We start from the raw sequence: 24,427 nt of genomic DNA on the forward strand, positions 1-24,427 counted from the left end.
TCGAGGACGATTCAGATGCGAGGCGAAAAGTAGACGAGGGCAAAGATTTCAAGGAAATCCAGTTCCACGGAGGAAAATCGTCCTCCATGTCCGAATCCCTTACCCGCCAAACAATTCCTGTGCCCGTTTGGCGACTTCCTCATCGGAAATCACTTCAATCACCTGAACAAAGCACCAACGATAGCCAAAAGGATCCAAAACGATCGCAGTTCGTGCACCGTAGAATTGGTCCTCGGGCGCACTGAGCGAGGTCGCTCCCGCAGCAATCGCCCGCTCGTAGTCCTCATCACAATTCCCGCTCTCTACACTGAAAAGGCAACTCGCCATGGCTCCTTCCGGCATAGCATACGCCTTAAAATCATCGTCTTCATCGGAGATGTAGATCTTGGTGCCCTTGATCGCCATTTCCGCATGGGCGATTCCGCCGTCGGGACTTGGTAAACGGTAGAGCTCAACCGCCTCAAAGCCTTTCGCGTAAAAATCCAACGCCTCATTAGAGTCTTTCGTTGTGAGCGAGATAGTAACTGAGGGGACGGTGACGGAAACGTTTTCTGACATAACGGTTGAGCTTCTACGACACCGCGATTCAAAAGGGGAGCATATTCGGCGACCGCCTCCTCCGGGCAAGCTTCGGCGGGCCATGGATGTCGCCGCTCCGCTCAAGATGCCGTCCGCTTCTCGGCCTTGCGCCGCTCGTTCGCATCGAGAAGGCGCTTTCTCATGCGTAGAGAGGTCGGGGTCACTTCGACGAGTTCGTCGGGAGCGATGTATTCAAGAGCCCGCTCGAGGCTAAAGCGCACCGGAGGCGAGAGCATGATCCCTTTGCCCTCCCCGCTACTCCGCATGTTATCGAGCTGCTTCGCCTTGGTCGGATTGACCGGAAGATCGTGCTTTCGGGGATTCTCACCAACGACCTGCCCCGGATAGACATCCTCACCGGGTGCCACAAAAAGTCGCCCCCGCTGCTGAAGCGTATCCAACGCATACGCCATGACCGACCCTTGGTCCATCGAGACCAAGGTGCCCGTGGTCCGCAGATCAATGGGGCCTACGGTAGGGCGATACTCGAGGAAGAGATGGCTCATCACACCGTTACCACTGGTCAAATTGACGAGGTCGGTCTCTAACCCGATCAGACCCCGAGTCGGAATCTCGGCTTCTACGGTCACTCCAGATGCGTGATGATCGAGGTTTGTGACCTGGCCCTTTCGCCGGTTGATCGCCTCTATAATTCCGCCGAGGTCCGACTCTGGAAGCTCCACCCACAGAGTTTCAAAGGGCTCAAAGACCTTCCCATCCCGTTCTTCATAAACCACCGTTGGACGGGAAACCAACACTTCGAAACCCTCCCGCCTCATCGTTTCGAGTAAAACGGAAATCTGCATCGCCCCACGCGCCGTGACCAGAAAGGATCCTCCATCGGCTCCGTCTTCGATTCGGATCGAAATGTTCGACTGAGTCTCCCGGACCAAACGTTCTCGAATCTGGCGTGAGGTCACTTTCTTCCCCTCCCGTCCCGCGAAAGGTCCATCATTCACGGAAAACTCCATCTGGATTGTTGGCGGATCGATTGCCACAAACGGCAAAGGCTCTGCATCCGGGTCGGCCGCAAGCGTATCTCCGATCCCGATATTCTCAAAACCTGCCAAGCCAACGACATCTCCCGCCACTCCTTCTGGTGCATCTTCGGTAGTAATACCGGTGTAAGTAAAAAGCTTCGTTATCTTTCCCTTTTTCGGCTGACCGGAAGCGTTGATTTCATAGATCGATTCACCCTGCAGGATCTTTCCGCTCAAAATGCGGCCAACCGCGATACGGCCGACAAAGTCGTTCCAATCGATATTACTCACCAACATGCGAAACTCACCCGACTCTACCTCGGGAGGGGGAATCTGTTCACGGATGATCGAGAAAAGCGGGTCCATTGACTCCCTTGGGCCGTCAATCTTTTCACTCGCCCAGCCATCGCGGGCACTCGCGTAGAGGAACGGACAGTTGAACTGCTCCTCTGTCGCATCGAGTTCCAGGAATAGCTCCAGCACCTTATCGTGCACGTATTCCGGCCGAGCATTTTCGCGGTCCACTTTGTTGATGACCACCACCGGAGCGAGCCCGGCCGCAAGCGCCTTCTTGAGCACGAAACGAGTCTGCGCCTGCGGACCCTCGTAGGCATCCACCAAAAGAATCACTCCGTCGACCATCTTCATGACCCGCTCAACTTCCGCCCCGAAATCTGCATGTCCTGGAGTGTCGACGATGTTGACAAGGCAATCCTGGTGCAGAATCGCCGTGTTCTTCGCCTTGATCGTGATTCCCTTCTCCTTCTCAAGATCCATCGAATCCATGACCCGTTCGGAAACTACCTGATTCTCCCGAAACGCACCGCCCTGTCGCAACAGTTGGTCGACCAAGGTCGTTTTCCCATGATCGACATGGGCAATTATAGCTACGTTACGGATATCATTCGCGTTCATACTAGCGGTCGGTGATTAGGCAAAGCGGAGGAGGATCGCAGGACGACCATTCAAAGCAACCCAAATTCTATGATTGACGTTTTTCCGCCGTCAAAAATCCTCCGAAGCACTTTTTGAAACCAATCACCGCTATGAATCATCTCTTCTCATTCGCCTACGTTTCTGTGGATAATCTCGACAATCTCCTTGCAGATTGGCTCATCAAGCTAGCTCTCGCTGTAGCGATTTTCTTCATCGGGAAGTGGATCGCCAAGATCGTCAAAGGACTGTTCCTTAAAGTCTGCGAGAAACGAGAAATTGATGCCTCCCTTTCCCGCTTCGTCGCGAGCATCATTTATTATCTTATCCTGACCTTTGTTGTCGTTGCCGCGCTAAGCAAACTAGGCATTCCCACCACTTCTATGGTGGCGATCGTCGGTGCTGCCGGTCTAGCCGTTGGCCTGGCACTTCAAGGTTGCCTTTCCAACTTTGCGGCTGGGGTCATGATTCTTCTGTTCCGCCCCTTCAAGACCGGCGATGTGATCGACGGTGGTGGAGTTCTTGGAATCGTTCAGGGAGTCGACATGCTCACGACTGAGGTAAAGAGCTTCGACGGCAAGATGATGATCGTACCGAACGGCAAATTTCTCGATAGCGTAATCACCAACATCAACGCCTACGGTATGCGGCGAGTCGACATAGACTTCTCTATCAGTTATGACGATGACGTTGACGAAGCTCGTAAGCTAGTGCTCGACATTCTTCAATCCGACGAGCGCGTAAAGGACGACCCAGCGGTGATGATTGCCCTTTTGAATTACGGCGACAGCTCCATCGATATGGTCGCTCGGGCCTGGGTAGACTGCGCAGACTTTGGCGGAGTCCTTTTCGAGAACCGCGAGAAGGTGAAGAAGGTATTCGACGCCAACGGAATTACGATCCCCTTCCCACAGCGCGAGATTCGGATTCTCAAGGAAGACGAGGAAGCGGCTTCCTGAACGGAGTGGCTGCTTTGTCATTTCCTCGCCTTTTCCAAGCATTCTCCGGCGACTGAAGTCGCCGCTCCTCTAGGAAGTCGACCTCAGGAGCGGCTGCTCTTGACCGTCTAAGCCTTGATCTAGTCAGCTTAGCTGCCGTTCAGCGTGCTCTCGCCTCTACTCCGTTTCCCTCGCACCCTTCCCGCTCGTTGTGCAAGAAGAACCAACATTCTTCCACCCTAGTTCCGAGATCGATTTCAGCAAGAATCGATTGCCGCATTGGGAACAGGTAGGTGCTACATACTTCGTTACCTTTAGACTTTTCGATTCTTTACCCCAAAGCGTTCTCAAAGAAGCTATTCAAAGGGAATTGAAATCGGAATCAGATGATCTCCTCGAAGCCCAGAAGGATCGTCTTAAAATCCGTGAAAATCTCTTAGACAATGGAATCGGGGAATGCCAACTGCGTGATCCCATCGTCCGTCAAGAGGTTCTCAAAGTCGTCCAAACGATGCCTACAAAAGTCTGGACTCTCGTAATCATGCCGAATCACTTGCACTGTCTAATATCCCTGAATGAAAGCCGGACTCTTTCTTCTACTCTCCAAACGCTAAAAGGGATATCCGCACGAAGGGTGAACCAGAAGCTCAAACGCTCAGGCTCCTTTTGGGCGAAGGACTATTTTGATCGAATCGTCAGAGATAGATCCCACTTTTTCCGCTGTGCACGCTACATACGGAGGAACCCTCAAAAGGCAGCTTTAGGAACAACCGAGTTCACGCTGTGGGAAAGTGGGTATGTCTCAAAACTCCTAACCGGAGCTCGCTAATCGGTGACTCTCATGCGGAGGGGCTGCTTCAGCTGCCCACTCCGGCGACTGAAGTCGCCGCTCCTTTTGAAAGGCACACGCAAGTGAAAGGAACGGTTGCCGACCCGCTCCACTCAACAGCTTGTCCCCAAAACAACTCCTCATATCCGGTTTGCCTTTTCGAGCTGCCGTCGTCCCGATGGTAGCTCGTGAAACCGGTCGAATTCCTTGGAGCGATTACCCGCCACTCTGGCGTGGTAGACTCCGCCCGTGCCTGGGTGGGGCTTGAATGGATCAAGAACCAGCCTGCGAAACCTACGTTCTACGTATGTTCTTCGATGAAGGATGCGCTCGAGCGTTCTGCGGAGATCCGGTTCTTCGAGGAGCAGCTCTCCTGCACGGTCAGCCACCAGTCATTGCCGTCCTTGGTCTCTGGGTCGGAGGATCAGAAATCAGTCGAAGCTGAGTGGGACCGTGCAACCGCCATCACTTCGTTAGTCGATTCTCCCAAAGGCAATCCCCTTGTCTTATTCACTACTCCGGAGGCTCTTGCAGACCCTGTCATTGCAAAACGTGTCCTTCTATCCCTTCGGCTTTCCTTGTCCGTCGGAGACGAAATCTCGCCTCAAAAGTTAGCCGGAAAGCTAGCAGGCGATCTTGGCTACGCTAACGAACCCGTCTGTGAGCAGCCGGGTGAGTTTGCGGTGCGCGGCAATCTTCTAGATGTTTACCCGGTCAGCCTGCCGCATCCGGTCCGGATCGACTTCTTTGGGGATGAGATCGAGAGCATTCGGCCCTTCAATCCCACCAATCAACTTTCTCACGGCTTGCTAGAAGAAATCTCGATCAGTCCAACCGAAGTTCGGGAAGGCGGTACAGAGATGGAGGGTACAAGGAGTGACGGCACACTGGCAGAATACCTCGACGGGCCGGTTAACTGGATCTTCGAAGAACCCGACCGATTGCGCCGCGAACATCCGATCCTCTTTGAAAAACCTGAAGGTTGGAATCCTGACCAGCAGGTAGGAGCACCCACCCTTTCCCGATTTCTCGAACGCCCTGATGCGAATAACGATCAGCTATTCCTCCTTTCGGAAATGGAGTGTGTTCTGCCACTCGCCGAGAAAGTCGTGGATGTTCCTCTGATTACGAAGGATCCGGAGGTTCTACGCCCCGGCTTGATCCGCGGACTCGTCGGCGCTGATCGATCCGCACATGAGGAGTCCACACGGCTCGAGTTTCTTCGCAAACTGCACGACCTGGACCAATCGGGAGCGTCCGTTCATCTGGTTCTTCCCGGCAAGAACGAGACCGACCGTTTCCGCGAATGGCTTGCTCAGGATGAACTCCTCAAAGATTTTTCACCCCCAATTTCAACTGGCACTCTCCGTCGAGGAGCGTGGCGTCAAATCAACGGGGTCGACAGTCTATACGTTACGGATCGCGAGATTTTTGGCCGTGACCGGACTCGCCTCGAGAGAATTTCGTCGCGCGCCTTACCCAACCGAACAGGCGTGGACAGTCTCCTCGATTTCTCAGAGATGGTTGAGGGGGATTACCTGGTGCATCTCACCCACGGTATTTGCATCTTTCGCGGCATTTCAGTCTTTGAGATCAACGGCGAGCCAAGGGAGGTCATCTCCCTCGAATTCGCCGAAGAGATTCGCATCTCCCTCCCTTTGACGGAAGCCCACCTCCTTTCCCGCTACGTCGGTCTGCGCAAGAGCCTTCCCAAACTTGGGAAACCTGGATCAGGTATTTGGGAAAAGGCACGCCGATCGGCTGAGAGTTCGACCCTCGATCTCGCCGCTCAGCTCCTCGAAATCCAAGCGAAGCGTACGACCAGTCCCGGACATGCTTTCAGTCCGGATACTCCCTGGCAGGCCGACTTTGAATCCTCCTTTCCCTACCAGGAAACTCCGGATCAACTCACCGCCATACAAGCGGCAAAAGACGATATGGAGCTACCCCGCCCCATGGACCGACTGGTTTGCGGGGATGTTGGCTTTGGCAAAACAGAAGTGGCGATCCGCAGTGCTTTCAAAGCAGTTATGGACGGTAAGCAAGCCGCCCTCATGGTTCCGACTACAGTACTCTGTCAACAACACTTCCAGACCTTCCGAGACCGCTTTGCTGATTTTCCCGTAAGCGTGGAAATGCTCAGCCGGTTTCGTTCGCAGGCAGAGCAAAAGTCAATCCGCGGGCAACTCAAGGAGGGCCGCATTGATATCATCGTGGGCACTCACAGTCTGCTGGGTCGGAATATTCGATTCAAAGACCTTGGGCTTCTGATCATCGATGAGGAACACCGTTTTGGAGTTCGCCAGAAAGAGGAGCTCAAACGCATGCGAACCCACGTGGACGTTCTCAGCATGAGTGCAACCCCCATTCCCCGAACCCTCTACCTCGCCCTGGCCGGTGCACGGGATCTAAGCGTGATCGAAACCGCTCCCAGAGATCGACTCCCGGTAGAAACTCACGTTCGCCCCTATTCGGAGGAGATCATCCAATCCGCCATCGACAAAGAGATCGCTCGGGGCGGGCAAGTCTTCTACTTACACAACCGCGTTCAGACCATCCGGGCCGTTGAAAAAAGGCTGAAGATTCAGTTTCCCCGTCTGCGTATCGCCGTTGGTCATGGTCAGATGGATGAAGGAGAACTGGAGCAGGTAATGACCGATTTTGTCGCCGGGCAGTATGACCTCTTACTCTGCACCACAATTATTGAATCAGGACTCGATATCCCGAATTGTAACACTCTGATTATTGAAGGTGCAGATCGTTTCGGCCTGTCCCAGCTCTATCAACTCAGGGGCAGAGTAGGCCGGTTCAATCGTCAGGCACATGCCTACCTTCTCCTTCATCGCCACACGGGGATCCTCGAATCGGCTCGCAAGCGGCTTTCGGCGATCCGCCAATACAACCAGCTGGGTGCCGGCTATCGGATCGCCATGAAAGACCTCGAATTGCGCGGAGCAGGTAACTTAATCGGCTCCGAGCAAAGTGGCGAAATTGCTGGAGTCGGTTTTGACCTCTACTGCCAACTCCTGCGCCAGAGCATAGCCCGTCTTAAGGGGGAAGCCACTGCCACTCATGTGAGGGCTGAAGTAAAAATCGATTTCATTGACCGCGGAATGGGTGGTGGACGAACACGCCCTGAGGGCGAGGCTCGATTCGAAGTCTTCCGCAGAGCCGCCGTGGAGGAAGGCCGTATCGAATCCGTCACCGCTGAGATCCCCGCACTCTACATTCCAGAGTCCCGTATCCGAGTCGATCTCTACAGGCGACTCGGCCTCGTTTCTACGAGAGAAGAAATGGAGGCTTTGGAAAACGAGATCCGTGATCGATTCGGTCCTGAACCGAAGTCAGTTGAAATCCTTCTCGCTGTCACGCGGATCCGAGTGGAAGCGGAATATCATCAAATCCAAAGTGTCACGACCGAAGGTCCACTTCTGCGCCTAAAAAGGGCCGACTCTGAGGGTTCCTTCGTCAAAATCGGCTCGCGCTTTCCCCGCCTGACGACCAAAAAGCCGCTTTCCAGATTGTCTGAAATCCGTAAGATACTCTCACGTCTATGAACGCGTTCGCTGCAACTTTCCGACTCACTCCACTTCTGTGGACACTTTTAGCACTGCCTCTAGCGGCACAAAATCAGGTAGCCGAACTCTGGGCCGAAGACCGCCCCAATGGTATCGCGGCTAAAGTAGAGGGTGAGATCATTACCTTTGAGGAAATTCGTCAGGAAATGGCGCCACTGATGCAGCAGGTCTATCGCGGTTCCGCCAACGAAGAAGATCTAAGACGGAACATGAAGAAACTCGAACGGGACGTTCTTCAAAACCTCATCGACCAGATCCTCATCGTGAAGGAATTTCAGGCCAAGGAAATGACGATCCCGAAATCCTATCTGGAAGGCGAATTCAACGATGTCATCCAGGAGGACTTCAACGGTGAACGGGATCGGTTTTTGACCTACCTTCGTAGCCGCGACAAAACCGTCCGCGATTTCCGAACCGAACTGGAGGACAAGATTATTGTTCAGGTCATGAAGCAACAGATGCGGAGGAATCAAGCAGAGATCAGCCCGGAGATGATTAAGACTTTCTACGACGAGAACGAAAACCAATTCCAGCGGGAGACCGAAATTGCCCTTTTCCAAATTACCCTCAATCCGGAACCGGGCGGTCCTGAAGTAGAGGAAAAGGTGGAGACGGTAGTGACCCTGCTTGGCGACGGAACCTCTTTTCAAGAAATCGCGAAACAGTGGAGTGACGACGGGCTAGCCCGCCGGGGAGGCAGCCTCGGCTGGGTGGAACGAAGCGACCTGCGGGAAGAATTATCTGACGTTGCCTTCGCGCTCGAGGTCGGTGAAGTCAGCGAACCCGTGCCTTTCCAGCAAAGCACCCTTTTCTTTTTCGTCGAAGAAGTCCGTGACGAAGGGACCATCCCTCTTCCGGAAGTGCGAGACGTGATCGAGGAAATTCTCTCTGACAAAATCGCTCGTGAGGCTCAGGAAAGTTGGCTCCAGCGTCTCAGGGAAAAAGCCTACGTCGAATATTTTATTTAGTTCAGAAGACTGAGCGTAGCGCGGTGGGGATAAACATAGGGCACTTCGATTAACCTACTTTGGACGTGACGAGAGCACTTTTGGTTTTGAGCAAGGCGACGGCTCTGCTTGGCGGGCTAGAAGCCCGTCTGCGAAGCCGCAACGCAGCTCAAAACCAAAAGTGCCTCGCCCCTAAGGGGTTGGGGCAGCACCGGTTCCGTGCAGCGTTGGAGGAGAGGTCCGAGGGCCTCTGGCCCGCAAACCTCTCCGCAGCCTCGCCCGGATTCCGGCGGTGCCGCAATCACGAGCCAAATGAGGTTAATGGAAGTGCCCCATAGTGAAACACATCCGAGGCAAAATTGGTGCGACGCTATTTCCTGGAAAACACTACCTCTCATCGCCTGCTCGCGGGAGGGACGGGCTCTGACCCGTCCTTAGATAAGGTCTATGCGAATGCACTACACAACTTACGGACCACACAGAGGTGGTCCCTCCCAAAGACCTAACAATCAAGAATCCAAAGTAGACTGTAATCAACAAAGGGTTTCAGCAATTCTGAATGGATCTGAAGCTAGTTGTCACATGAAAGTCTCGATCGAGGGAGTTAGAGGCTCGGACCCGTCCGCAAGGTCGTAGCGACAACCACCGATGATGACCGAGTTCCTCTATCAGCTTCATTCCCTTCCTCCTGAAGCAATCTGGGTGTGCCTGCTCGTCGCGTCATTTGCGGCAATTCTTCTTTTGCACCGGTGGATGGGACCAGCGGGACTTTACGTTTACATGGTAGTCGCCATTATCGGTGGAAATCTTCACGTCCTCAAAATTACACAATTCTCCGTTTTTCCCGACCCGGTTGCCCTCGGCACCATTCTCTTTTCGACAACGTTTCTCTGCACTGACATCCTCACCGAGTATCATGGTCCATCAGTAGCCAGAAAAGGAGTCCTGCTCGGATTCTCAGGGCTCATACTCTTCAACTTATTTCTCTTTGCGGCCCTCGCTTTTCGTCCTCTTTCGGAAGGCGATGGTCCTTTGGGGGAACGCTCCGCTGCCATGCAAGGTCACCTAGAGGCGGTCTTCCTTGCCTCCCCTGGGATCCTCGTCGCCAGCTTGGCAGCCTACCTAGTCAGTCAGTTCAACGACATCTGGGTCTTCAGTCGCCTCCGCAAGGCAACCAACGGGCGATATCTTTGGCTGAGAAACAACCTATCGACGTGGATCTCCGCTCTCGTTGACAGCGCGGTTTTCAGCATCCTCGCCTTCGTTGTTTTTGCTGCCGAACCCGTCCCTTGGAAACCTCTCCTCTTTACATACATCCTCGGAACGTATGGACTTCGTGTGGTCGTTGCTGTGCTGGACAGCCCGATCGTCTACTGGGCCAAACCAAAAGAACACTAACCATGAAAAACAAACCCGACGCCGGGACTGCAACGGGTGAAGAGGATCTCAAGGACCTTCCGATTGAGGAAGTCCAAAACAAGTTGTCCTGCGGCACCGACGGTCTCACAGAGGAAGAGGCCAAAGCACGCCTCAACCAATATGGAGCCAATCGTCTCGAAGAGGGCCACACCAACCCTCTCCTAAAGTTCCTCGGTTACTTTTGGGGGCCAATCCCGTGGATGATCGAAATCGCAGTCATCCTTTCCGCAGTGGTGGGCCACTGGCCCGATTTCTTTATCATCCTTATTCTCCTTCTCGCAAACGGCTTGATCGCCTTCTGGGAGGAGCGGGAAGCAGGAAACGCAATCGCTGCCCTCAAAGCAAAACTAGCCGTCAAAGCACGTGCGAAGCGAAATGGAGAGTGGTCGTCTGTTGACGCAGATCAGCTGGTGCCGGGGGATCTGATTCGGCTCCGGCTGGGAGACATCGTTCCTGCTGATGCCCGTCTTTTGGAAGAGAACGATGTCGAAGCCGATCAATCGGCACTTACCGGTGAATCCCTACCTGCCAATCTCCGCTCGGGAGATCCGGTGTTCTCCGGTTCAATCATCCGCCAGGGTGAGACGACCGCGCTTGTCTACGCCACCGGCGCAAACACTTACTTCGGCAAAACCGCCAAACTAGTCGGCGAAGCCCACACCGTCAGCCACTTCCAAAAAGCTATTCTCAAGATCGGAAACTACCTGATCGTCCTCGCTGTCCTCCTTGTGGCCCTGATCATCGGAGTTGCCATCTTACGTGGTGACCCGATCCTGACCACACTTCAGTTCGCCCTCGTCTTAACCGTCGCCGCGATCCCCGTCGCCATGCCAACCGTTCTCTCTGTTACCATGGCCTCCGGGGCCCGCCAACTGGCCCGCAAAAAAGCCATTGTCAGCAAACTGGTTGCCGTCGAGGAGCTGGCTGGCGTCGACGTCCTGTGTTCCGATAAAACCGGCACCCTCACCCAAAACAAGCTGACACTCGGCGACCCCTTCAGTATCAATTCAGATGATGAAGACGCTCTGATCCTTGCGGCAGCTCTCGCCTCGCGATCGGAAAATAACGACACCATCGATCTGGCGGTCCTCGGCGCGGTGCCCGACCCCGAAAGGTTAAAGGCATTTCAAGTCACTGAATTCAAACCCTTTGACCCCGTTCACAAACGCACGGAGGCTTCGGTCAAAGACGATTCAGGCATGACCTTCCGCGTTACCAAAGGCGCGCCACAAGTGATTCTCGAACTCTCGCAAAACAACTCCGAAGTGGCTGAAGTAGTGGAACAGACCGTCAACGATTTTGCCTCCAAGGGCTATCGGTCTCTAGGAGTCGCACGGGCCGACGGGGATGGGGACTGGAGGTTCCTCGGCGTCCTTCCACTCTTTGACCCTCCTCGCGAAGATGCCAAGGCGACGATAGAAACCGCCGGAAAAATGGGAGTTGGCGTTCGGATGGTAACCGGCGATGCCATTGCTATCGCAACCGAAACCGCCAAAAAGCTCGGCCTCGGGTCGAATATCCTAGACGCTTCCCGTCTCGGCAAAGCGGATGCAGCAGGCAATCCAGAAACTTCCGAAGCCATCGACAAAGCCGATGGCTTTGCTCAGGTCTTCCCCGAGCACAAGTTCAGGATCATCGAATCCCTGCAGCGCCAAGGCCATATCGTCGGAATGACGGGAGATGGCGTTAACGATGCGCCCGCACTGAAGAAGGCAGACTGTGGCATTGCCGTCTCCGGTGCCACCGATGCAGCCCGAGCCGCAGCTGCAATCGTGCTAACCACTCCCGGTCTCTCGGTGATTGTCGACGCAATCAAAGAAAGCCGCCGAATCTTCCAAAGAATGAACAGCTACGCGATCTACCGAATCGCGGAAACCCTCTGCGTCCTAATCTTCATGACGCTAGCGATCCTCGTCTTTGGATTCTACCCACTTACCGCCGTGATGATTGTCATGCTGGCTCTGTTGAACGATGGCGCCATCCTCTCCATTGCCTACGACAAAGTCCACTTCAAGGAAAAGCCCGAAGCGTGGAACATGCGGGTCGTGATGGGAATTTCCACCGTCCTCGGACTCGTCGGAGTCGTTTCCACTTTCGGGCTCTTTTTTCTTGGTGAACGTGTCTTCAAACTCGATCACGCCCACCTGCAGACCTTCATGTACCTTATGCTTTCAGTGTCGGGTCACCTCACTATCTTTCTGACTCGCACACGCGGGCCTTTCTGGTCGATCCTTCCGGCCAACATCCTGTGGGTGGCTGTCTTTGGTACCCAACTTGTCGCTACCCTCATTGCCGTGTACGGCCTGTTCATGACACCAATCGGCTGGAGTTGGGCACTTCTGGTGTGGGGGTACGCACTTGTCTGGTTTTTGCTCAGCGACGGCCTAAAATTAATCGCTTACCGCTTTCTCGATCCCGTCCGGTAGATCTGTGGATTCATGAAGACCTTCAGAAGAGTTCTTCTCTGGATACTCCTCTTGTTGGTCTCGCCATTGTTTATCCTTTGGATCGTCGTCGCTCAGCCCACTTGGGCAGCGAACGAACCGAGCAACCAAAAGGTATCTCCCGAAGCTCTCGAGAAACATGTCCGTATGTTATCCGAGGACTGCTTTCCGCGGAATTACCAGAATCTCGACAAGCTAAACCAAGCCGCGGATTACATCGCGGATCAGTTTGGGAGAGCCGGAGCTTCCGTTTCGTTTCAAGAGTATTCAGTCAACGGCAAAGTCTACCGCAATGTCATCGGTAGTTTCGGAACGGATACAGACAACCTGTTCGTCGTTGGCGCACACTATGATTCGCATCATCTCACACCAGGGGCCGACGACAATGCGAGCGGAGTTGCTGGGTTGATCGAGCTGCCACACTTAATCAGTCAATCCAATCTCCGGGATGAAAACATCCAACTCGTCGCTTACACCCTCGAGGAGCCTCCCTTCTTCGATACGGACTACATGGGAAGTTACCAACACGCCCAGTCACTGTTTGACGCAGGCGTCGATCTTACAGGAATGATTGCTTTGGAGATGATCGGATACTTTTCCGACGAACCGGGGTCTCAATCCTACCCAGCCTCCTTCTTGCGAACCATGTATCCGAACAAAGGTGATTTCATCGGTGTCATTGGAACCCTCTCCCATCGGGAGTTTACCGAGCAGATTAAGATCGGTATGAAAGGCGCGACCGACCTACCCGTCTATTCCCTGAACGCTCCCAAGGCCCTTTCCGGAGTCGATTACTCGGACCACCGTAGCTACTGGGCCTTCGACTACGATGCTGTGATGATTACTGACACCGCCTTCTATCGTAACCCCAATTACCATGAAAAGACCGATACCGCGGACACCCTCGACTATGATCGGATGGCCAAAGTCGTTGTGAGTGTCTTTGCGAGCCTCAATCGATTCCTTGCAGAAGAGAAGTAGAGTACTTTGCGATTAGTTTGAACCTTCAGGTGGGATTTAAAATGAGAGCAACGCAATGCGGCTTGGTGTGTAGCGGGCTGAAGCCCGTGAACACCAAGCTAACGCAGCAAACTCTCAGTTTAACCCCATCCAGAGGACTGGCTGATGGTTCAAACTAATCGCAAAGTGCTCTAGAGGGCTCATATCCAAGGCTCCGCATAAAATCACCGATTCTTCCCTCGACTAATTCCAGATTTTCGACCGAAAGTTCCGTTCGCCAGTCATCAACCCTCCCAGAGCGCAAGAACCTTGCCTCTTCAGGACCTCTCTCTGCTTGGAGAATCTTCTTCTTTTCCGCAAAACTTTGTTTTTCCACCGCTCTTTTTAGTGCTGCATCAGTGCGTTCGACCGACAAGAAATCTGCCATTTTTCGAGTGACCGTTAAAGGATCAGTCAAAAGAGTCTCGTACTGCACGACCAGGATATCGTCTTTCTTTTGATACCCAAGAACGTGGTCCTGCCACGGCGTTTTCAACCAACCCCTGTTAGGTATTCCTTCGATGAGACCTCGAGTCATGAAATCGAGTTTAAACTTCCTCGGGTAAAGCCATTTCCTGCTCAGGTGATCTCCGCCTGGGAATCTGACGAGCAGATTGTGAAGGCGCTGGTGCTTCGGTCCAAAGTCAAAGTAATAAGATGCGGAAACAATTACCGAACGGGGATCCCGCAGAATGTAGATCAGCTTTTCGGAACCATTCCCGTAAATGCCCAACGTGTGAGCCATCTGCTCAAAGGTATGGTGCGCCTTAAAGCACTCAAAATCTGATTCCCGATCAAGACCCTCAACCACTCCATCCTTGTTGAGTGGTTGGCACCAAAAACCTCGGGCCGGGCATCCAACAATTTCGGCCGTGAGCTGGGTTAACCAGGTGTTTCCGCTCTTTGGATAGCCGCAGACGATGATTCTATTCTTCATTATTTTGAAATGAACCCCGCGCAAGTCAGTGCAATTGACCGTATCAAGTGCCCTCTTCCCTAGATCTTGCGATGCGGTTGATCTAATCCAACGATCGTCAATTAGCTTTGCAGCTTGATTGAGCAACTTGTGTTGCTCCTACAAATCGTCTGTCTGGACCATTCACTGACCAAACAGGATCTCCCTGCAACAATCACTCCAAGGCCGGAGACTAAATCTGCCATCGGGATAGAATCGGTTCCTCGATATCCTCCCGGTTTTCAACAATTGCGCGCAGTGCGATCTCGACGCCACGAGCAGAGGTCTCCACCGACATACTCGGGAGTCCGAGGTTTTCTGGCAATGCGGCGACCTCCGGGAGAGGAGGAAGGTGAATCCATCCCGCACGGATGGGCAGTTGATTCACTTGGATGTAATGGAGAATACCATACATCAAGTGATTACAGCACAATGTGCCCGCAGCATCGGATATGTCAGCAGGAATGCCCCCCTCTCGCATCGCCTTAACCATGGCCCGAATCGGCAAGGTTGAGTAATAACCAACCGGTCCGTCCGGAACGGTCATTTCATCCTGCGGCGCGCAACCCTGATTGTCTTCAAGCCCGTATCGAGTTGCGTCATTCAAATTTTGAGCGAGTCGCTCCACCGTAATCATAGAGCGACCCCCATACTCACCGAGCATGACGACGACCGCAGGATTGATTTCGGAAATCTGATCCTGAACGAATCGAATACAATCGAAAAAACTACTCGGAGCGATTCGGGAAACAATCTCGAAATCCCGACCAGTTTTCCCGTCAAGCGCTCTCGCAACTGACTCCGCCGGGTTATGAGGTGTATGCCCGTAAGGCTCGAATCCTGTTAATAAAATTTTTTCCACTTTTGAATCCAAAACTGTATCATTTCAGGAGTGATTGGCCAGTCGACACTCCCACCTTTTTCGAGTGAACCACTAGGTTTACGTCAATTCCCATTCGCAAGAAGGTCGCTGGTCACAACAGCCACAACCTCATCGTCGATCACAATCGGAATGCTGTAGGTATACATCGGGTATTTTTCGTAAACCTCGTATTCGCTCCACATTGCTTGGCGCGAGCGAAGCGGGGCGTAGAACCATTCCTGACTTGGAACGTCGTATTCGGGAGTATTCAGGTCCACCCATTTGAGCTTTCCCTCTTCGCGATCCACATACGGACAACTCGAAACGGAACCCCCGCTAGAATCAGGCTCTACGAATGCAATCGCCGCCCCGAAAATGACCGGATGTTCCGCCACGTGCTGAGTGAGAAGGGCGTCAAATTCTTCGGCAGTGAAACCTGCGGCAAAAGCCTCCTGAAAACTCTCGGCCAAGGCCTCGGTAGCCACAATCGATTCCGCTCGATCCTTCTCCGAAGAGTAGTCACCAAGGCCGTTATTCCCGCAGCCTAGGACAAACGCAAAGAACGGCAGTAGGGTAAAATGAAAAAGGAGAAGACTGGTCTTCTCTGTAGAAAAATCTCTTTTAATCTTCATAAAAATCTAGCTTAAGCTCCCTTATCCTTCAGGAATGGCTCTATCTGATTATCCAAGAGCACTTGTAGCGCGGAAATCAGTTCCTGATCGGACGCAATGGATGGAAGGGGCTTTTGCTTTCCCTCCGATACGTAAACTCCCGAGGCGTTTTCGCGGACGGCGACATCCACTGCAGAAATCAACTTCTTCGCCTGGCCTTCGGGAGATTTGAACAATATCGGCTGCAGAAGACGGATAAACCAGGGCATTCCGTCACCCCCTCCCGTCATAGGTGTCTTTGTCGGACCCGGATCCGCTGAGAGAATCCATGTCCCTTCTTCAGCCAATTCTTCAGAGAGCATTTCGGCTACCATGCTGACAGCCAATTTTGATTTTGCATAGGCTCCCATCAGCCCGCCGATTTTTTCCGGATTCACGAGTTCCGAAACTTCCAACCTTTTTACGGACTTAATGGCTGATGAAGAAAAGTTCACCACCACGGATTTTTGATCGCTACTCGAAGATCCGGAACTCAACTGCCTGCGAAGCAACTGGGTAATTAGGTAAGGAGCGACAGTATTGACGGCAAAGTGCCCTTCGATGCCCTGAGCGCTGGTCAAGCGTTGGTCGGTCAATATCCCGGCGACATGGTAGAGCGCCGATAGCTCAGGGTGATTGGCAGCGATTCCTTCAACCACTTTCCCGACCTCGGAAAGATCCATCATATTGGCGATGTAGGAATGAAACTTCTGAGTTGGATAGTCTTTCTTGAGGCTATTCAGCTGTTTTTCAGCCTTCTCAGGAGACCGGTTTAGCAGGACAAGGTCCCACCCGTTTGCGGCGAGAATTTCGGAAACCTCCGCTCCGATACCCCCTGTTGATCCAGTGACGACTGCAACCTTTCCAGTGTTCATGTGACGTCTTCTTTGATTTGAAGAATCCTAACCCTTAATTTTAGAAACTAAAGCGTTATCGTTGTACATAACACCATTCGGGTCGGCCGGAGGCCAGATTCTTTTGGGGAGATGCATATTGGATAAGCCAACCGAAAAGTGCTCTAGGTATTTTCTTCCCCCAAAAAGTTACAACTCACTATATCCATCACCGTCGGCTTGATGGCCGACAGGTACTCCTCATCGGAAGTTCCGCCTTGAGGCGGCAGGTGGACGAACCCAGATATAGGCGTGTGGATCCTGTTTAGATGAAACAGCTCATAGTTACACAAGAAATCTCCTGCATTGCCGCTCTCGATGATATTTCTATTCGCTGGAATTCTGATTCGGGATGGATTTGTGGACGGTTCCCGATCGTTGATTCTCTGATTACGTCTTTTCACTCCGAATTCATCCACTCCGGAGCAAATATTCCTCCCAACTAGTTCAACCACGATGGATTCCCTCTCACCTTCGCCGAAACCAATGATACCGGAGACCGTGGTTTCGCACAACTGCTGATAGAAATCATCGAAGGCTTCCCACGAGACTTCCAATGTATTGAAATGCACATAATCCAACGAACTTTCCTGAGACAGTGAATCCATCAGCGTTTCTGATCCGTTCTTCTCTCGGCCTTGGAACGGCTTGAATCCAGTTAGGTAAAACATTGGAAAGAACTCTCTACTGTAGGAGAAAAAAGAACCACAAGAAATAGCATGAAAGGAACAGATTTTCGTTTGACTATCTTTATCCCAGAGGGGTCCAGCAAGTTATCCGCGTCTTTTCCTCCTCCTACTCTATCTGGAAAGGCAACGGCATCCCTGATGTTTTGGAGAGTTCATTGAGGAAGTTTGTGAGCTTTGGATGATTTCCTGAGAATTCAAGAGTGGTCACTGAATCGGTGACTCTCTCGAACGCGTAAGAAAAATCGTCATTCGAATTTTCGAATTCCACGCTCTCAAGATATTCAAACAGATTCTCAAACCTATCCTTCAAAGAAGAGAACTGAGCCGCTGAAATCTCTATTCTGTTCTCCTTCATCTCATCTCCGTCACTCCACGTATCAAAGGCTAGCCAGCCTTCCTTCATCAATGAGAAGCTGAAGTTCTCTGGCCCTCGCTGAACCGCGAGTGTGTAGAACCATGAAAGCTCCTCGGCCGGCAAGGGTTCGGGAGTTTCTCCTGCAAGGTTAGAGTTCAACAGGATTAGGGTAAGTGGGAGAATTGAGGAGATGTGTTTCATGGGTTTTTCTCGCTTGTAGGCACTTTGGAGTTGGTTGGAAATATTATAAAAAGCTACTCAGAGTTATCGTCCCCAGATAGATAAGCATCGATCTGTTCTCTCGCCCCAGGATTATCTGTTATTATCCCATCTACACCGAGTCCCAAGTAGTGCCGTATTCGTTTCGGTTCGTTGATGGTCCAGACGTAGAATCTAAAACCTGCAGTTTGAATGGATGATACAAAGCTCTCGTCGATGAACCTTCTCCCTTTCGCACTCACGCCTGAGATACCGGATGAAGAGAGGCTCTCGATAATCTCATTTACAGACGGCTCTCTCTGAACAATCCCCTCCCGTTCTAGTTTTGTAAGAAATTGATATTCGGCGCTATCCGACAATTTATTCTCGATTTCCTTGAGAACAGGCAGGTCGGAACTTTGGACGATCAAGTCGAAATCTCTTTCCTTTCTACCGAGAGTGGAGCTGAGGATCGAAGCAAATTTCAAGGTGTTGGATTTTAGGTCCAGTATTATCGATTTTTCAGGAACAACTTCGAGCAAAGCCTCATCTAGTGTCGGGACGTGATAGGACGGTGAGAGAGCTTGAAGCTGCCTGTAGGTCAAGGTCGCAAGTTTCTGTCCTTTTAGCTCGAGATCGTGAAACAAAACGATCGTTTCATCATTCAACATCTGGATGTCTACTTCGACTGCGTCGGCGCCGTAGATCCAAGCTTCGCGAATCGACCCGAGAGTGTTCTCTTTCGATTCCGTAGTAAATCCCCGATGCGCGATGACGTCTATTGAATAGGTTTCAGATGTCAAAACAGCTATGATAAGGAGATGGACGATGCGAACCATGGTCTTTTGGAGAATGTAGGAATTTTTGAAGACCCACAGCCTACCCGCCGGCAATCGGAAAACTAATCCATTTCATACGAATGATCGCTTTTGCAGACATCACTTCCAGTCTCTACCCCTAGAAGGAGCTCTACCGACCCCGGAAAACTCCCATCTGATAGCCCACCAGCCTCCCGGAGCTTTCGTCTAGCTAACTTGACCCAAATGAGCCTCTGACAGATCTACCGTGACCATCGGTTCTAACATATGAAATGGAGAGTGCCTCAAGACCCACAGCAGAGCCCGCGAAATCGAGCCCACCTTCTTGTTCTCAAGGCTTCTTTTCTAGCTGGCTGTGGATGTCCCGAAGTCTGTCAATTTGTTCATCCATACTCAGTCCGTGGTAGGGATTTTTTTGCTTCATTTCCTCCTCCTGCAGTCTTCTTTCCTTTTCTTTCTCTCTTACTCTTTTCGCTCCAATTTCAAGCCATACCCACAAGGGGAGGAGGATAGGCCATATTGCTACCATGGCGATTGCTAAGAAAACAATGCCTTCAGGATCTGCCGGAACATTAACTGAAGGTCCGCCCGGACCTTTGACCCCATTCTTCTTCGCTACTCGATAACTCCAAACACAAACGAGTAGTCCGAGCGCGAAATAAGCGATTAACCATTCCATCTTTCCAGAACCTAAAGACCAGACACCCGCCTACAAGGCTCAGGCATCCGTTTCGTTATTCAATTTTCCGAAGGTTTCTCTGGGTTGTCTAGGTCGTATTGGTGTGCTCACGGGATGACGATTTCAGTGAGAGAATGGGTCTTCCCGTCGGGGTCCTCGAACTCAATCCGGTAGTTTCCTTCGTCAGGTTGATCCAAAAACATCATCGGCTTCACGTTATTACCCGTACAGGCAGAAGTAAATACTCGGAGGGTGATGATTCCATCATCTATCTCTGTCTCGCTCCGTTTAAAACAAATTCCCGAATTCCGACTCCAACCGCCCCCTGAAAAACGCAGTGGGATAGTAATCCCCTTTCCGGTATTCCTCGGTTGGCCGAACACAATCGTTCCTGCGTAATCCCGATCAATCTGCTCTTCAGTCAGAATTCCGATCGTTGCAGAACATCCGCATAGAACCAGACAGAACGGGAGGAGTAGAAATTTCATTTCTTGCGCAGAATCCGGCTCTGAGGGAAATTGGGATAGAGCCGCGTCGAACTTGTTCGTAGTAGCGGGAATCTAAAAGTCGGCAATCGTGCTCCCGATTGCAGCTCGCGAAGCTAGCCGGACGCATCAGGTAGACCAGTGCGGAAAGCTGCCCATTACGTCGCGCTTACGTCTGAACCTCTGGAATCAACTGCTTACGAACCTCCTGTTCTGAATCCGATCGGGGTAAGTTGTTCTTCGCCGACACATCGTGGGTGCATACAGCTTTTCCACGAATAGCCAAAACGTGTATCGCATAAAATGAAACGAGATTGTAGGCTAATAGAACAATCGGAGCGCTCACAAAATGCAGGACGTTACGCTTCAAACTCACGCCTCTATCGGGGGGTGAGAAATGACGCATGAGGATCCAGTCGATCACAAAACACCAGATGAGAAAGACCCAGGGAACAAATGCGACTACATACCACCAACCACTTTGTAGGTGACTCTCATGCTGCAGCGAGTGCCAAAATGGTGATGCGATCAGGGTTGATACAAACAGGATACTCTGAAAAAGCCCGTAGAGGACCAAGATCGTCAGCAGTAAACGAATGGTCACAATGAGACCCAGTTTAGGCGTCTGACTGGCTACGTAATGGAAAATCTCGAACGCGCCGATCGTCCACCGTTTCGCTTGTAGGGCCCACTCTTTCAGTTCATCTCCAAAGTCCTTGCCGGAGGTCGGTCCGCAAATAAGCGGTAGATACATCGGCTTTAAATACACACTTCCAGATCGCGTGGCCATCGACTTCGCAAAAAAATGCATGTCGTCCATCTGATAAGTCGGATCGAAATAGTTGTTGTCTATCCCTAGTTTCAGTGAGGTGGAGAACACACTCATTGGGTGCACCTGAAGTGGAATATTGAAACCAGTCATCCAGATAGACCGCAGTAACGCGGTGACTCTAGTGAAGAACAAGGAGTCCGCTAAACCGTAATTGTAGAAGAGACCGCTCTGCCAAATGGTCGAGAAACGAAAATTGTCTGGTGTCCGCAAAAACTGATCTCCAAGCACCTCAAAGTAGCGTCGATGCAGAATCGTGTCGGAATCCATGGATGTGAGTGTCGTTAGGTCCGGATCGAACGCATCACCTTGATTATCCGTATACTCCCTGGCCGCGGAAATAGCCCATCGAACATTGCTGCACTTACCCCGAATTTCGCCAACAATGTTGGCGGGGTGAACCGTCACGTAAAAATTTTGAAAACGACCTCTGTAGTGCTCCTCCAGCGTTGCCTTGGTCTGATCTCGATCCGGGCTCTTCTCTTCAAGGCTTATCACCACGAAAAGCTGATGACTGGCCGTCTGCTCAGCGAGCGAATCGAGGGTCGCCATCAGGACCTTCACAGGCTCGTTGTAGCAGGGAAGGAGAACCAGGTGCGTCAACTTTTCTTGGGACGGATGCGGATCACTCAGCGAAGCACGATGCTCAGCGATCATTCGATGCATAAAACGCGTGCTCAGAATCATCATCAGCACCATGACCACCGCTTGCAGGCTCCATAGACTGAGTGAAAAATAGTCGGTGAAGTCAGTGCGTGGGTGTAGGGAAAATACAGCTGTCAATAGAATCGCCCAAAGCACAGGAATGACCAGCAGGTAAAACCTGAATATCTGATGCTCCCGGCAATAGGTGAAAAAACGAGTCATTGTGTGGTTTTCTGCAAATCAGGTGTTTTCACGAAGTGCCCAGCGAGCTTCTCTAGTCCCAGGAATAAGGCGATCAACCCTGAGCAACCGAAGAGAGCACTTGCGGTGCCACATTGCGGCCACCGCAAAGCGACGGGAGCACCAGATACTCGCACCTTTATAAACCCGTCGCACCTATCGCCGAGATTAAGCGACTCTGCCCGAGAGGTCCAGCTTTTGTGGGTTTCCAATCTCGCTGGGATAAAGACCGGGTTGCCTAAGCCGCCTTGGTGGAGCTATTTTTTGAAGAGGTCACTGTGGCTTCCAGAGCGTTCCAAATATAGTGAATCGGGCTCGTTCCTGTAGATCAGAAGCCAGTCCGGTTCGATGTGGCAATCCCTCGAGCCAACCCACCTGCCGATCAAAGCGTGATCTCGGTGCTTTTCTTCGAGAGGCTGATCTGCGGCGAGCGAGCGAATAACATCCCCCAGCTTTCCGAGCTCCTTCCCTCTTTTCTTCAAGCGTCTGATATCCTTCTTGAATTGGCTGGTTTGGACAACCGGCTTCATTCATTTCCAGCTGTCTATTAGGGCATCCGCACTTTCAAAACGCTCCAGATTGCGGCCCGAACGGGAATCCTTCAGTGCCTGATCTGTTTCTTCATTCGGGATTTCAACTGTAAAGGGAAGCCCGTTGCGAAGCGTGATCTGCGTGTAAAACATTCTTATGGCTTCAGTGGGGCTAACTCCAAGGCGGTGGAGAATAGTCTCCGCCTTCTCTTTCGTTTCAGGGTCGATGCGACTGTGGATAGCAGCTGATTTCATGTCATTGATCGTGTTGCATTTGCCACACAAGTCAAGTTAGCGTTTCTTTCTCACTCACCGTGTAAGGCTCTTTTAGATCACGTAACGGCATGGATCTCCTTCAATGGAAATCTGCATCGATTCATACTGATCGGAATTATCCTCAAGATTCATTTCGATTCCATTTTCAAACCTGAGAACTATCTTCCGGTCACCGATGACCTCAAAGTTCTTAATCTCTGTGTTCATGATTTCGTAGAACGCAGGCGTAGGCCATATTCCTTCTTCCCAGCGTCCTATTTCTTCTCCATCTCTCTTTAGAATCACCGTGGACTGAACAACAAAATTAACCTTCCCAAAAGTAAATTGTATATCGAACTGCCCAACCCTTACTTGGGTGGTGCATTCGCCAACAAGTAGCGATAAGTCTAGCTCTTTAGGAATTCGATACATTTCTTTTGCCTAACGTGGAGACCAGAAAACCAGTCAATGAGGCTCAGGCGTCCGGTTGGTTTTTAGATTTGGTTGGACAGTTCACTGGTGGTTTGCGTCGATTGGTATACGTCTATCTCACAGGCGCCGAAAGCCCTCTGCCGTTCGCTGTTATCGTCGTTTCGATCCGAATATGATCACCATTCATGCACTCATTTTTTCGCTCTCTAGCATCATCCTCACAGATCAAATATGTGCTACCGCCGATATCTTCCCGGGTGGGAACAACGTCGGTATCTAAGTCCCAATAGCGGCGTGAGATGTAGAGATCATCCGGGAAATACCATCCCAATTTTGGTTCAAATAAGATCAGAGCATTTCCTTGGGGCCAAAAAACAATTGGGCTGAGATAGTCTCCTTTCTCGTCCACTTCAAAATGTTGGATGTAGAAATCATTGATTTCTTCAACTCCTTCTTTGTGCACAAGATATTGAAGGCAAGGGATTACACGATCTTTGAAATCGGGATGCTTCAATACCGACGTAGACTCAGCGACCTCAATCTGAGCCAAGGCAGAAAATATAAGTAGGTGGAGAACTGCATTCATACCGTAAGAACTTCGAGGCTAGGCGACCTGGCGTGAGAGGTCTATAGTTCTACGAGTTGTAGATTTCACGACGAACTGAAGCGGGTTGCCTATGCCGTTTTGTTAGGCCTTCCTAAACGTCTACTTTCTCGACCACTCTTCCCAATAGTCCTTACAGGCGCGACGAACATCTTCATACGAGGTGGGAGCGCCAGTATCCAATTGGATCTCTAGTTTTTCAAAGTCCAGATCGAGAAAACCCATTGTTGTGATCACACGGACAGGCATTTCCTTTGAGTCAGTAGATAGGATTTCAATTCCGTTTTTGGCTAGGTCCTGCCATTTGTCTGACTTTGGCTCTCCGTCGAAATCTAGAAACTGAATCTTCTTAGTTCCCTTCAACTTCAATATAAATGAGTCTCCGTTTGGCTTCAAACGCTCTCGGAGATACGGAATACTCACGAACATCGTGACAGTACCCTGTCTAATTTCGACCACCGTGATTTCGCCGTCATGGAGAGTATTCCATATTCCAATTGAATCGTTCATGGATTCTTCGCCTAACGTCGAGGACAGGCAACCCACCAACGGGGTTCCTAGTCCGGTTGGTTCTTAGGGTTTTTCAGGATGGTTATCGGGTTGACCTGATCCGCCTTGTTCAGAGTGCTGGTGGATGGGTTCACTTAGAGGCAGATGCAAAA

At 51.6% G+C, this 24,427-nt stretch carries 24 protein-coding genes; 7 read left to right on the top strand and 17 right to left on the bottom strand.

The window, feature by feature from the left end:
• Nucleotides 1–99 precede the first annotated feature (99 nt).
• Together AAGJ81_10045 and typA are read right to left on the bottom strand one after the other, a co-directional pair.
• Nucleotides 100–558, bottom strand: a complete 459-nt coding sequence (locus AAGJ81_10045; GenBank protein ID MEM0966477.1) for a VOC family protein — start codon at nt 556–558, stop codon at nt 100–102.
• A 101-nt stretch (nt 559–659) separates the two neighbouring features.
• A complete protein-coding gene (gene typA, locus AAGJ81_10050; protein ID MEM0966478.1) occupies nt 660–2,474 on the bottom strand; it encodes a translational GTPase TypA in 1,815 nt (604 codons plus the stop codon).
• Between the two features lie 131 nt (nt 2,475–2,605).
• Here typA and AAGJ81_10055 point away from each other — a divergent pair, with 131 nt between their 5' ends.
• From AAGJ81_10055 to AAGJ81_10085, 7 genes are all read left to right on the top strand, one after another.
• The gene (locus AAGJ81_10055; GenBank protein MEM0966479.1) at nt 2,606–3,451 is read left to right on the top strand and encodes a mechanosensitive ion channel domain-containing protein; all 846 of its coding nucleotides are present in this window, start codon (nt 2,606–2,608) and stop codon (nt 3,449–3,451) included.
• Nucleotides 3,452–3,800: 349 nt separating this feature from the next.
• The gene (locus AAGJ81_10060) at nt 3,801–4,259 is read left to right on the top strand and encodes a transposase (protein ID MEM0966480.1); all 459 of its coding nucleotides are present in this window, start codon (nt 3,801–3,803) and stop codon (nt 4,257–4,259) included.
• A 188-nt stretch (nt 4,260–4,447) separates the two neighbouring features.
• Nucleotides 4,448–7,816, top strand: coding sequence for a transcription-repair coupling factor (gene mfd, locus AAGJ81_10065; GenBank protein MEM0966481.1), 3,369 nt, complete (start codon nt 4,448–4,450; stop codon nt 7,814–7,816).
• The gene (locus AAGJ81_10070; GenBank protein MEM0966482.1) at nt 7,813–8,805 is read left to right on the top strand and encodes a peptidyl-prolyl cis-trans isomerase; all 993 of its coding nucleotides are present in this window, start codon (nt 7,813–7,815) and stop codon (nt 8,803–8,805) included. Before mfd ends, AAGJ81_10070 begins: the two co-directional genes overlap by 4 nt.
• A 627-nt stretch (nt 8,806–9,432) precedes the next feature.
• Complete coding sequence (locus AAGJ81_10075) at nt 9,433–10,182, top strand: queuosine precursor transporter (protein MEM0966483.1); 750 nt, start codon at nt 9,433–9,435, stop codon at nt 10,180–10,182.
• Nucleotides 10,183–10,184: 2 nt separating this feature from the next.
• The gene (locus AAGJ81_10080) at nt 10,185–12,629 is read left to right on the top strand and encodes a plasma-membrane proton-efflux P-type ATPase (GenBank protein ID MEM0966484.1); all 2,445 of its coding nucleotides are present in this window, start codon (nt 10,185–10,187) and stop codon (nt 12,627–12,629) included.
• 12 nt (nt 12,630–12,641) lie between these two features.
• On the top strand, nt 12,642–13,628 hold the full coding sequence (locus AAGJ81_10085) for a M28 family peptidase (GenBank protein ID MEM0966485.1): 987 nt from the start codon (nt 12,642–12,644) through the stop codon (nt 13,626–13,628).
• A 154-nt stretch (nt 13,629–13,782) separates the two neighbouring features.
• On the opposite strand, the gene AAGJ81_10090 is transcribed toward AAGJ81_10085, so the two are convergent.
• The 15 genes from AAGJ81_10090 to AAGJ81_10160 form a co-directional block, all read right to left on the bottom strand.
• On the bottom strand, nt 13,783–14,583 hold the full coding sequence (locus AAGJ81_10090) for a sulfotransferase domain-containing protein (GenBank protein ID MEM0966486.1): 801 nt from the start codon (nt 14,581–14,583) through the stop codon (nt 13,783–13,785).
• Between the two features lie 211 nt (nt 14,584–14,794).
• Nucleotides 14,795–15,463, bottom strand: coding sequence for a pyroglutamyl-peptidase I (gene pcp / locus AAGJ81_10095; GenBank protein MEM0966487.1), 669 nt, complete (start codon nt 15,461–15,463; stop codon nt 14,795–14,797).
• An 83-nt stretch (nt 15,464–15,546) separates the two neighbouring features.
• Nucleotides 15,547–16,095: a cache domain-containing protein gene (locus AAGJ81_10100; protein MEM0966488.1), complete on the bottom strand. Its 549-nt coding sequence runs from the start codon at nt 16,093–16,095 to the stop codon at nt 15,547–15,549.
• Nucleotides 16,096–16,106: 11 nt separating this feature from the next.
• Nucleotides 16,107–16,988: an SDR family NAD(P)-dependent oxidoreductase gene (locus AAGJ81_10105; GenBank protein MEM0966489.1), complete on the bottom strand. Its 882-nt coding sequence runs from the start codon at nt 16,986–16,988 to the stop codon at nt 16,107–16,109.
• Nucleotides 16,989–17,131: 143 nt separating this feature from the next.
• Nucleotides 17,132–17,677, bottom strand: coding sequence for a hypothetical protein (locus AAGJ81_10110; protein ID MEM0966490.1), 546 nt, complete (start codon nt 17,675–17,677; stop codon nt 17,132–17,134).
• Nucleotides 17,678–17,801: 124 nt separating this feature from the next.
• The gene (locus AAGJ81_10115) at nt 17,802–18,251 is read right to left on the bottom strand and encodes a hypothetical protein (GenBank protein MEM0966491.1); all 450 of its coding nucleotides are present in this window, start codon (nt 18,249–18,251) and stop codon (nt 17,802–17,804) included.
• 53 nt (nt 18,252–18,304) lie between these two features.
• A complete protein-coding gene (locus tag AAGJ81_10120) occupies nt 18,305–19,087 on the bottom strand; it encodes a glycerophosphodiester phosphodiesterase (protein ID MEM0966492.1) in 783 nt (260 codons plus the stop codon).
• 310 nt (nt 19,088–19,397) lie between these two features.
• Complete coding sequence (locus AAGJ81_10125) at nt 19,398–19,745, bottom strand: hypothetical protein (GenBank protein MEM0966493.1); 348 nt, start codon at nt 19,743–19,745, stop codon at nt 19,398–19,400.
• A gap of 107 nt (nt 19,746–19,852) precedes the next feature.
• Nucleotides 19,853–20,233 carry a hypothetical protein gene (locus AAGJ81_10130; GenBank protein MEM0966494.1) on the bottom strand — a complete coding sequence of 127 codons (381 nt, stop codon included), beginning with the start codon at nt 20,231–20,233 and terminating at the stop codon, nt 19,853–19,855.
• 166 nt (nt 20,234–20,399) lie between these two features.
• Nucleotides 20,400–21,926, bottom strand: coding sequence for a hypothetical protein (locus AAGJ81_10135; GenBank protein MEM0966495.1), 1,527 nt, complete (start codon nt 21,924–21,926; stop codon nt 20,400–20,402).
• A gap of 275 nt (nt 21,927–22,201) precedes the next feature.
• Nucleotides 22,202–22,474, bottom strand: coding sequence for a type II toxin-antitoxin system YafQ family toxin (locus tag AAGJ81_10140; GenBank protein MEM0966496.1), 273 nt, complete (start codon nt 22,472–22,474; stop codon nt 22,202–22,204).
• Nucleotides 22,475–22,729: a type II toxin-antitoxin system RelB/DinJ family antitoxin gene (locus AAGJ81_10145; GenBank protein ID MEM0966497.1), complete on the bottom strand. Its 255-nt coding sequence runs from the start codon at nt 22,727–22,729 to the stop codon at nt 22,475–22,477. It lies immediately after the preceding gene.
• A gap of 72 nt (nt 22,730–22,801) precedes the next feature.
• A complete protein-coding gene (locus AAGJ81_10150; protein MEM0966498.1) occupies nt 22,802–23,161 on the bottom strand; it encodes a hypothetical protein in 360 nt (119 codons plus the stop codon).
• A gap of 112 nt (nt 23,162–23,273) precedes the next feature.
• A complete protein-coding gene (locus tag AAGJ81_10155; protein MEM0966499.1) occupies nt 23,274–23,747 on the bottom strand; it encodes a hypothetical protein in 474 nt (157 codons plus the stop codon).
• A gap of 120 nt (nt 23,748–23,867) precedes the next feature.
• On the bottom strand, nt 23,868–24,275 hold the full coding sequence (locus tag AAGJ81_10160; GenBank protein ID MEM0966500.1) for a hypothetical protein: 408 nt from the start codon (nt 24,273–24,275) through the stop codon (nt 23,868–23,870).
• Nucleotides 24,276–24,427 lie beyond the last annotated feature (152 nt).

The sequence above is a fragment of the Verrucomicrobiota bacterium genome (assembly GCA_038744685.1).
Lineage (GTDB): Bacteria > Verrucomicrobiota > Verrucomicrobiia > Opitutales > Puniceicoccaceae > Puniceicoccus.

Coding starts and splice junctions, on each gene's coding strand:
- AAGJ81_10045 (MEM0966477.1), bottom strand. CDS start 558: ATGTCAGAAAACGTTTCCGTCACCGTCCCCTCAGTTACTATCTCGCTC.
- typA (MEM0966478.1), bottom strand. CDS start 2,474: ATGAACGCGAATGATATCCGTAACGTAGCTATAATTGCCCATGTCGAT.
- AAGJ81_10055 (MEM0966479.1), top strand. CDS start 2,606: ATGAATCATCTCTTCTCATTCGCCTACGTTTCTGTGGATAATCTCGAC.
- AAGJ81_10070 (MEM0966482.1), top strand. CDS start 7,813: ATGAACGCGTTCGCTGCAACTTTCCGACTCACTCCACTTCTGTGGACA.
- AAGJ81_10075 (MEM0966483.1), top strand. CDS start 9,433: ATGATGACCGAGTTCCTCTATCAGCTTCATTCCCTTCCTCCTGAAGCA.
- AAGJ81_10080 (MEM0966484.1), top strand. CDS start 10,185: ATGAAAAACAAACCCGACGCCGGGACTGCAACGGGTGAAGAGGATCTC.
- AAGJ81_10085 (MEM0966485.1), top strand. CDS start 12,642: ATGAAGACCTTCAGAAGAGTTCTTCTCTGGATACTCCTCTTGTTGGTC.
- AAGJ81_10090 (MEM0966486.1), bottom strand. CDS start 14,583: ATGAAGAATAGAATCATCGTCTGCGGCTATCCAAAGAGCGGAAACACC.
- AAGJ81_10100 (MEM0966488.1), bottom strand. CDS start 16,095: ATGAAGATTAAAAGAGATTTTTCTACAGAGAAGACCAGTCTTCTCCTT.
- AAGJ81_10105 (MEM0966489.1), bottom strand. CDS start 16,988: ATGAACACTGGAAAGGTTGCAGTCGTCACTGGATCAACAGGGGGTATC.
- AAGJ81_10110 (MEM0966490.1), bottom strand. CDS start 17,677: ATGTTTTACCTAACTGGATTCAAGCCGTTCCAAGGCCGAGAGAAGAAC.
- AAGJ81_10115 (MEM0966491.1), bottom strand. CDS start 18,251: ATGAAACACATCTCCTCAATTCTCCCACTTACCCTAATCCTGTTGAAC.
- AAGJ81_10120 (MEM0966492.1), bottom strand. CDS start 19,087: ATGGTTCGCATCGTCCATCTCCTTATCATAGCTGTTTTGACATCTGAA.
- AAGJ81_10125 (MEM0966493.1), bottom strand. CDS start 19,745: ATGGAATGGTTAATCGCTTATTTCGCGCTCGGACTACTCGTTTGTGTT.
- AAGJ81_10130 (MEM0966494.1), bottom strand. CDS start 20,233: ATGAAATTTCTACTCCTCCCGTTCTGTCTGGTTCTATGCGGATGTTCT.
- AAGJ81_10135 (MEM0966495.1), bottom strand. CDS start 21,926: ATGACTCGTTTTTTCACCTATTGCCGGGAGCATCAGATATTCAGGTTT.
- AAGJ81_10140 (MEM0966496.1), bottom strand. CDS start 22,474: ATGAAGCCGGTTGTCCAAACCAGCCAATTCAAGAAGGATATCAGACGC.
- AAGJ81_10145 (MEM0966497.1), bottom strand. CDS start 22,729: ATGAAATCAGCTGCTATCCACAGTCGCATCGACCCTGAAACGAAAGAG.
- AAGJ81_10150 (MEM0966498.1), bottom strand. CDS start 23,161: ATGTATCGAATTCCTAAAGAGCTAGACTTATCGCTACTTGTTGGCGAA.
- AAGJ81_10155 (MEM0966499.1), bottom strand. CDS start 23,747: ATGAATGCAGTTCTCCACCTACTTATATTTTCTGCCTTGGCTCAGATT.
- AAGJ81_10160 (MEM0966500.1), bottom strand. CDS start 24,275: ATGAACGATTCAATTGGAATATGGAATACTCTCCATGACGGCGAAATC.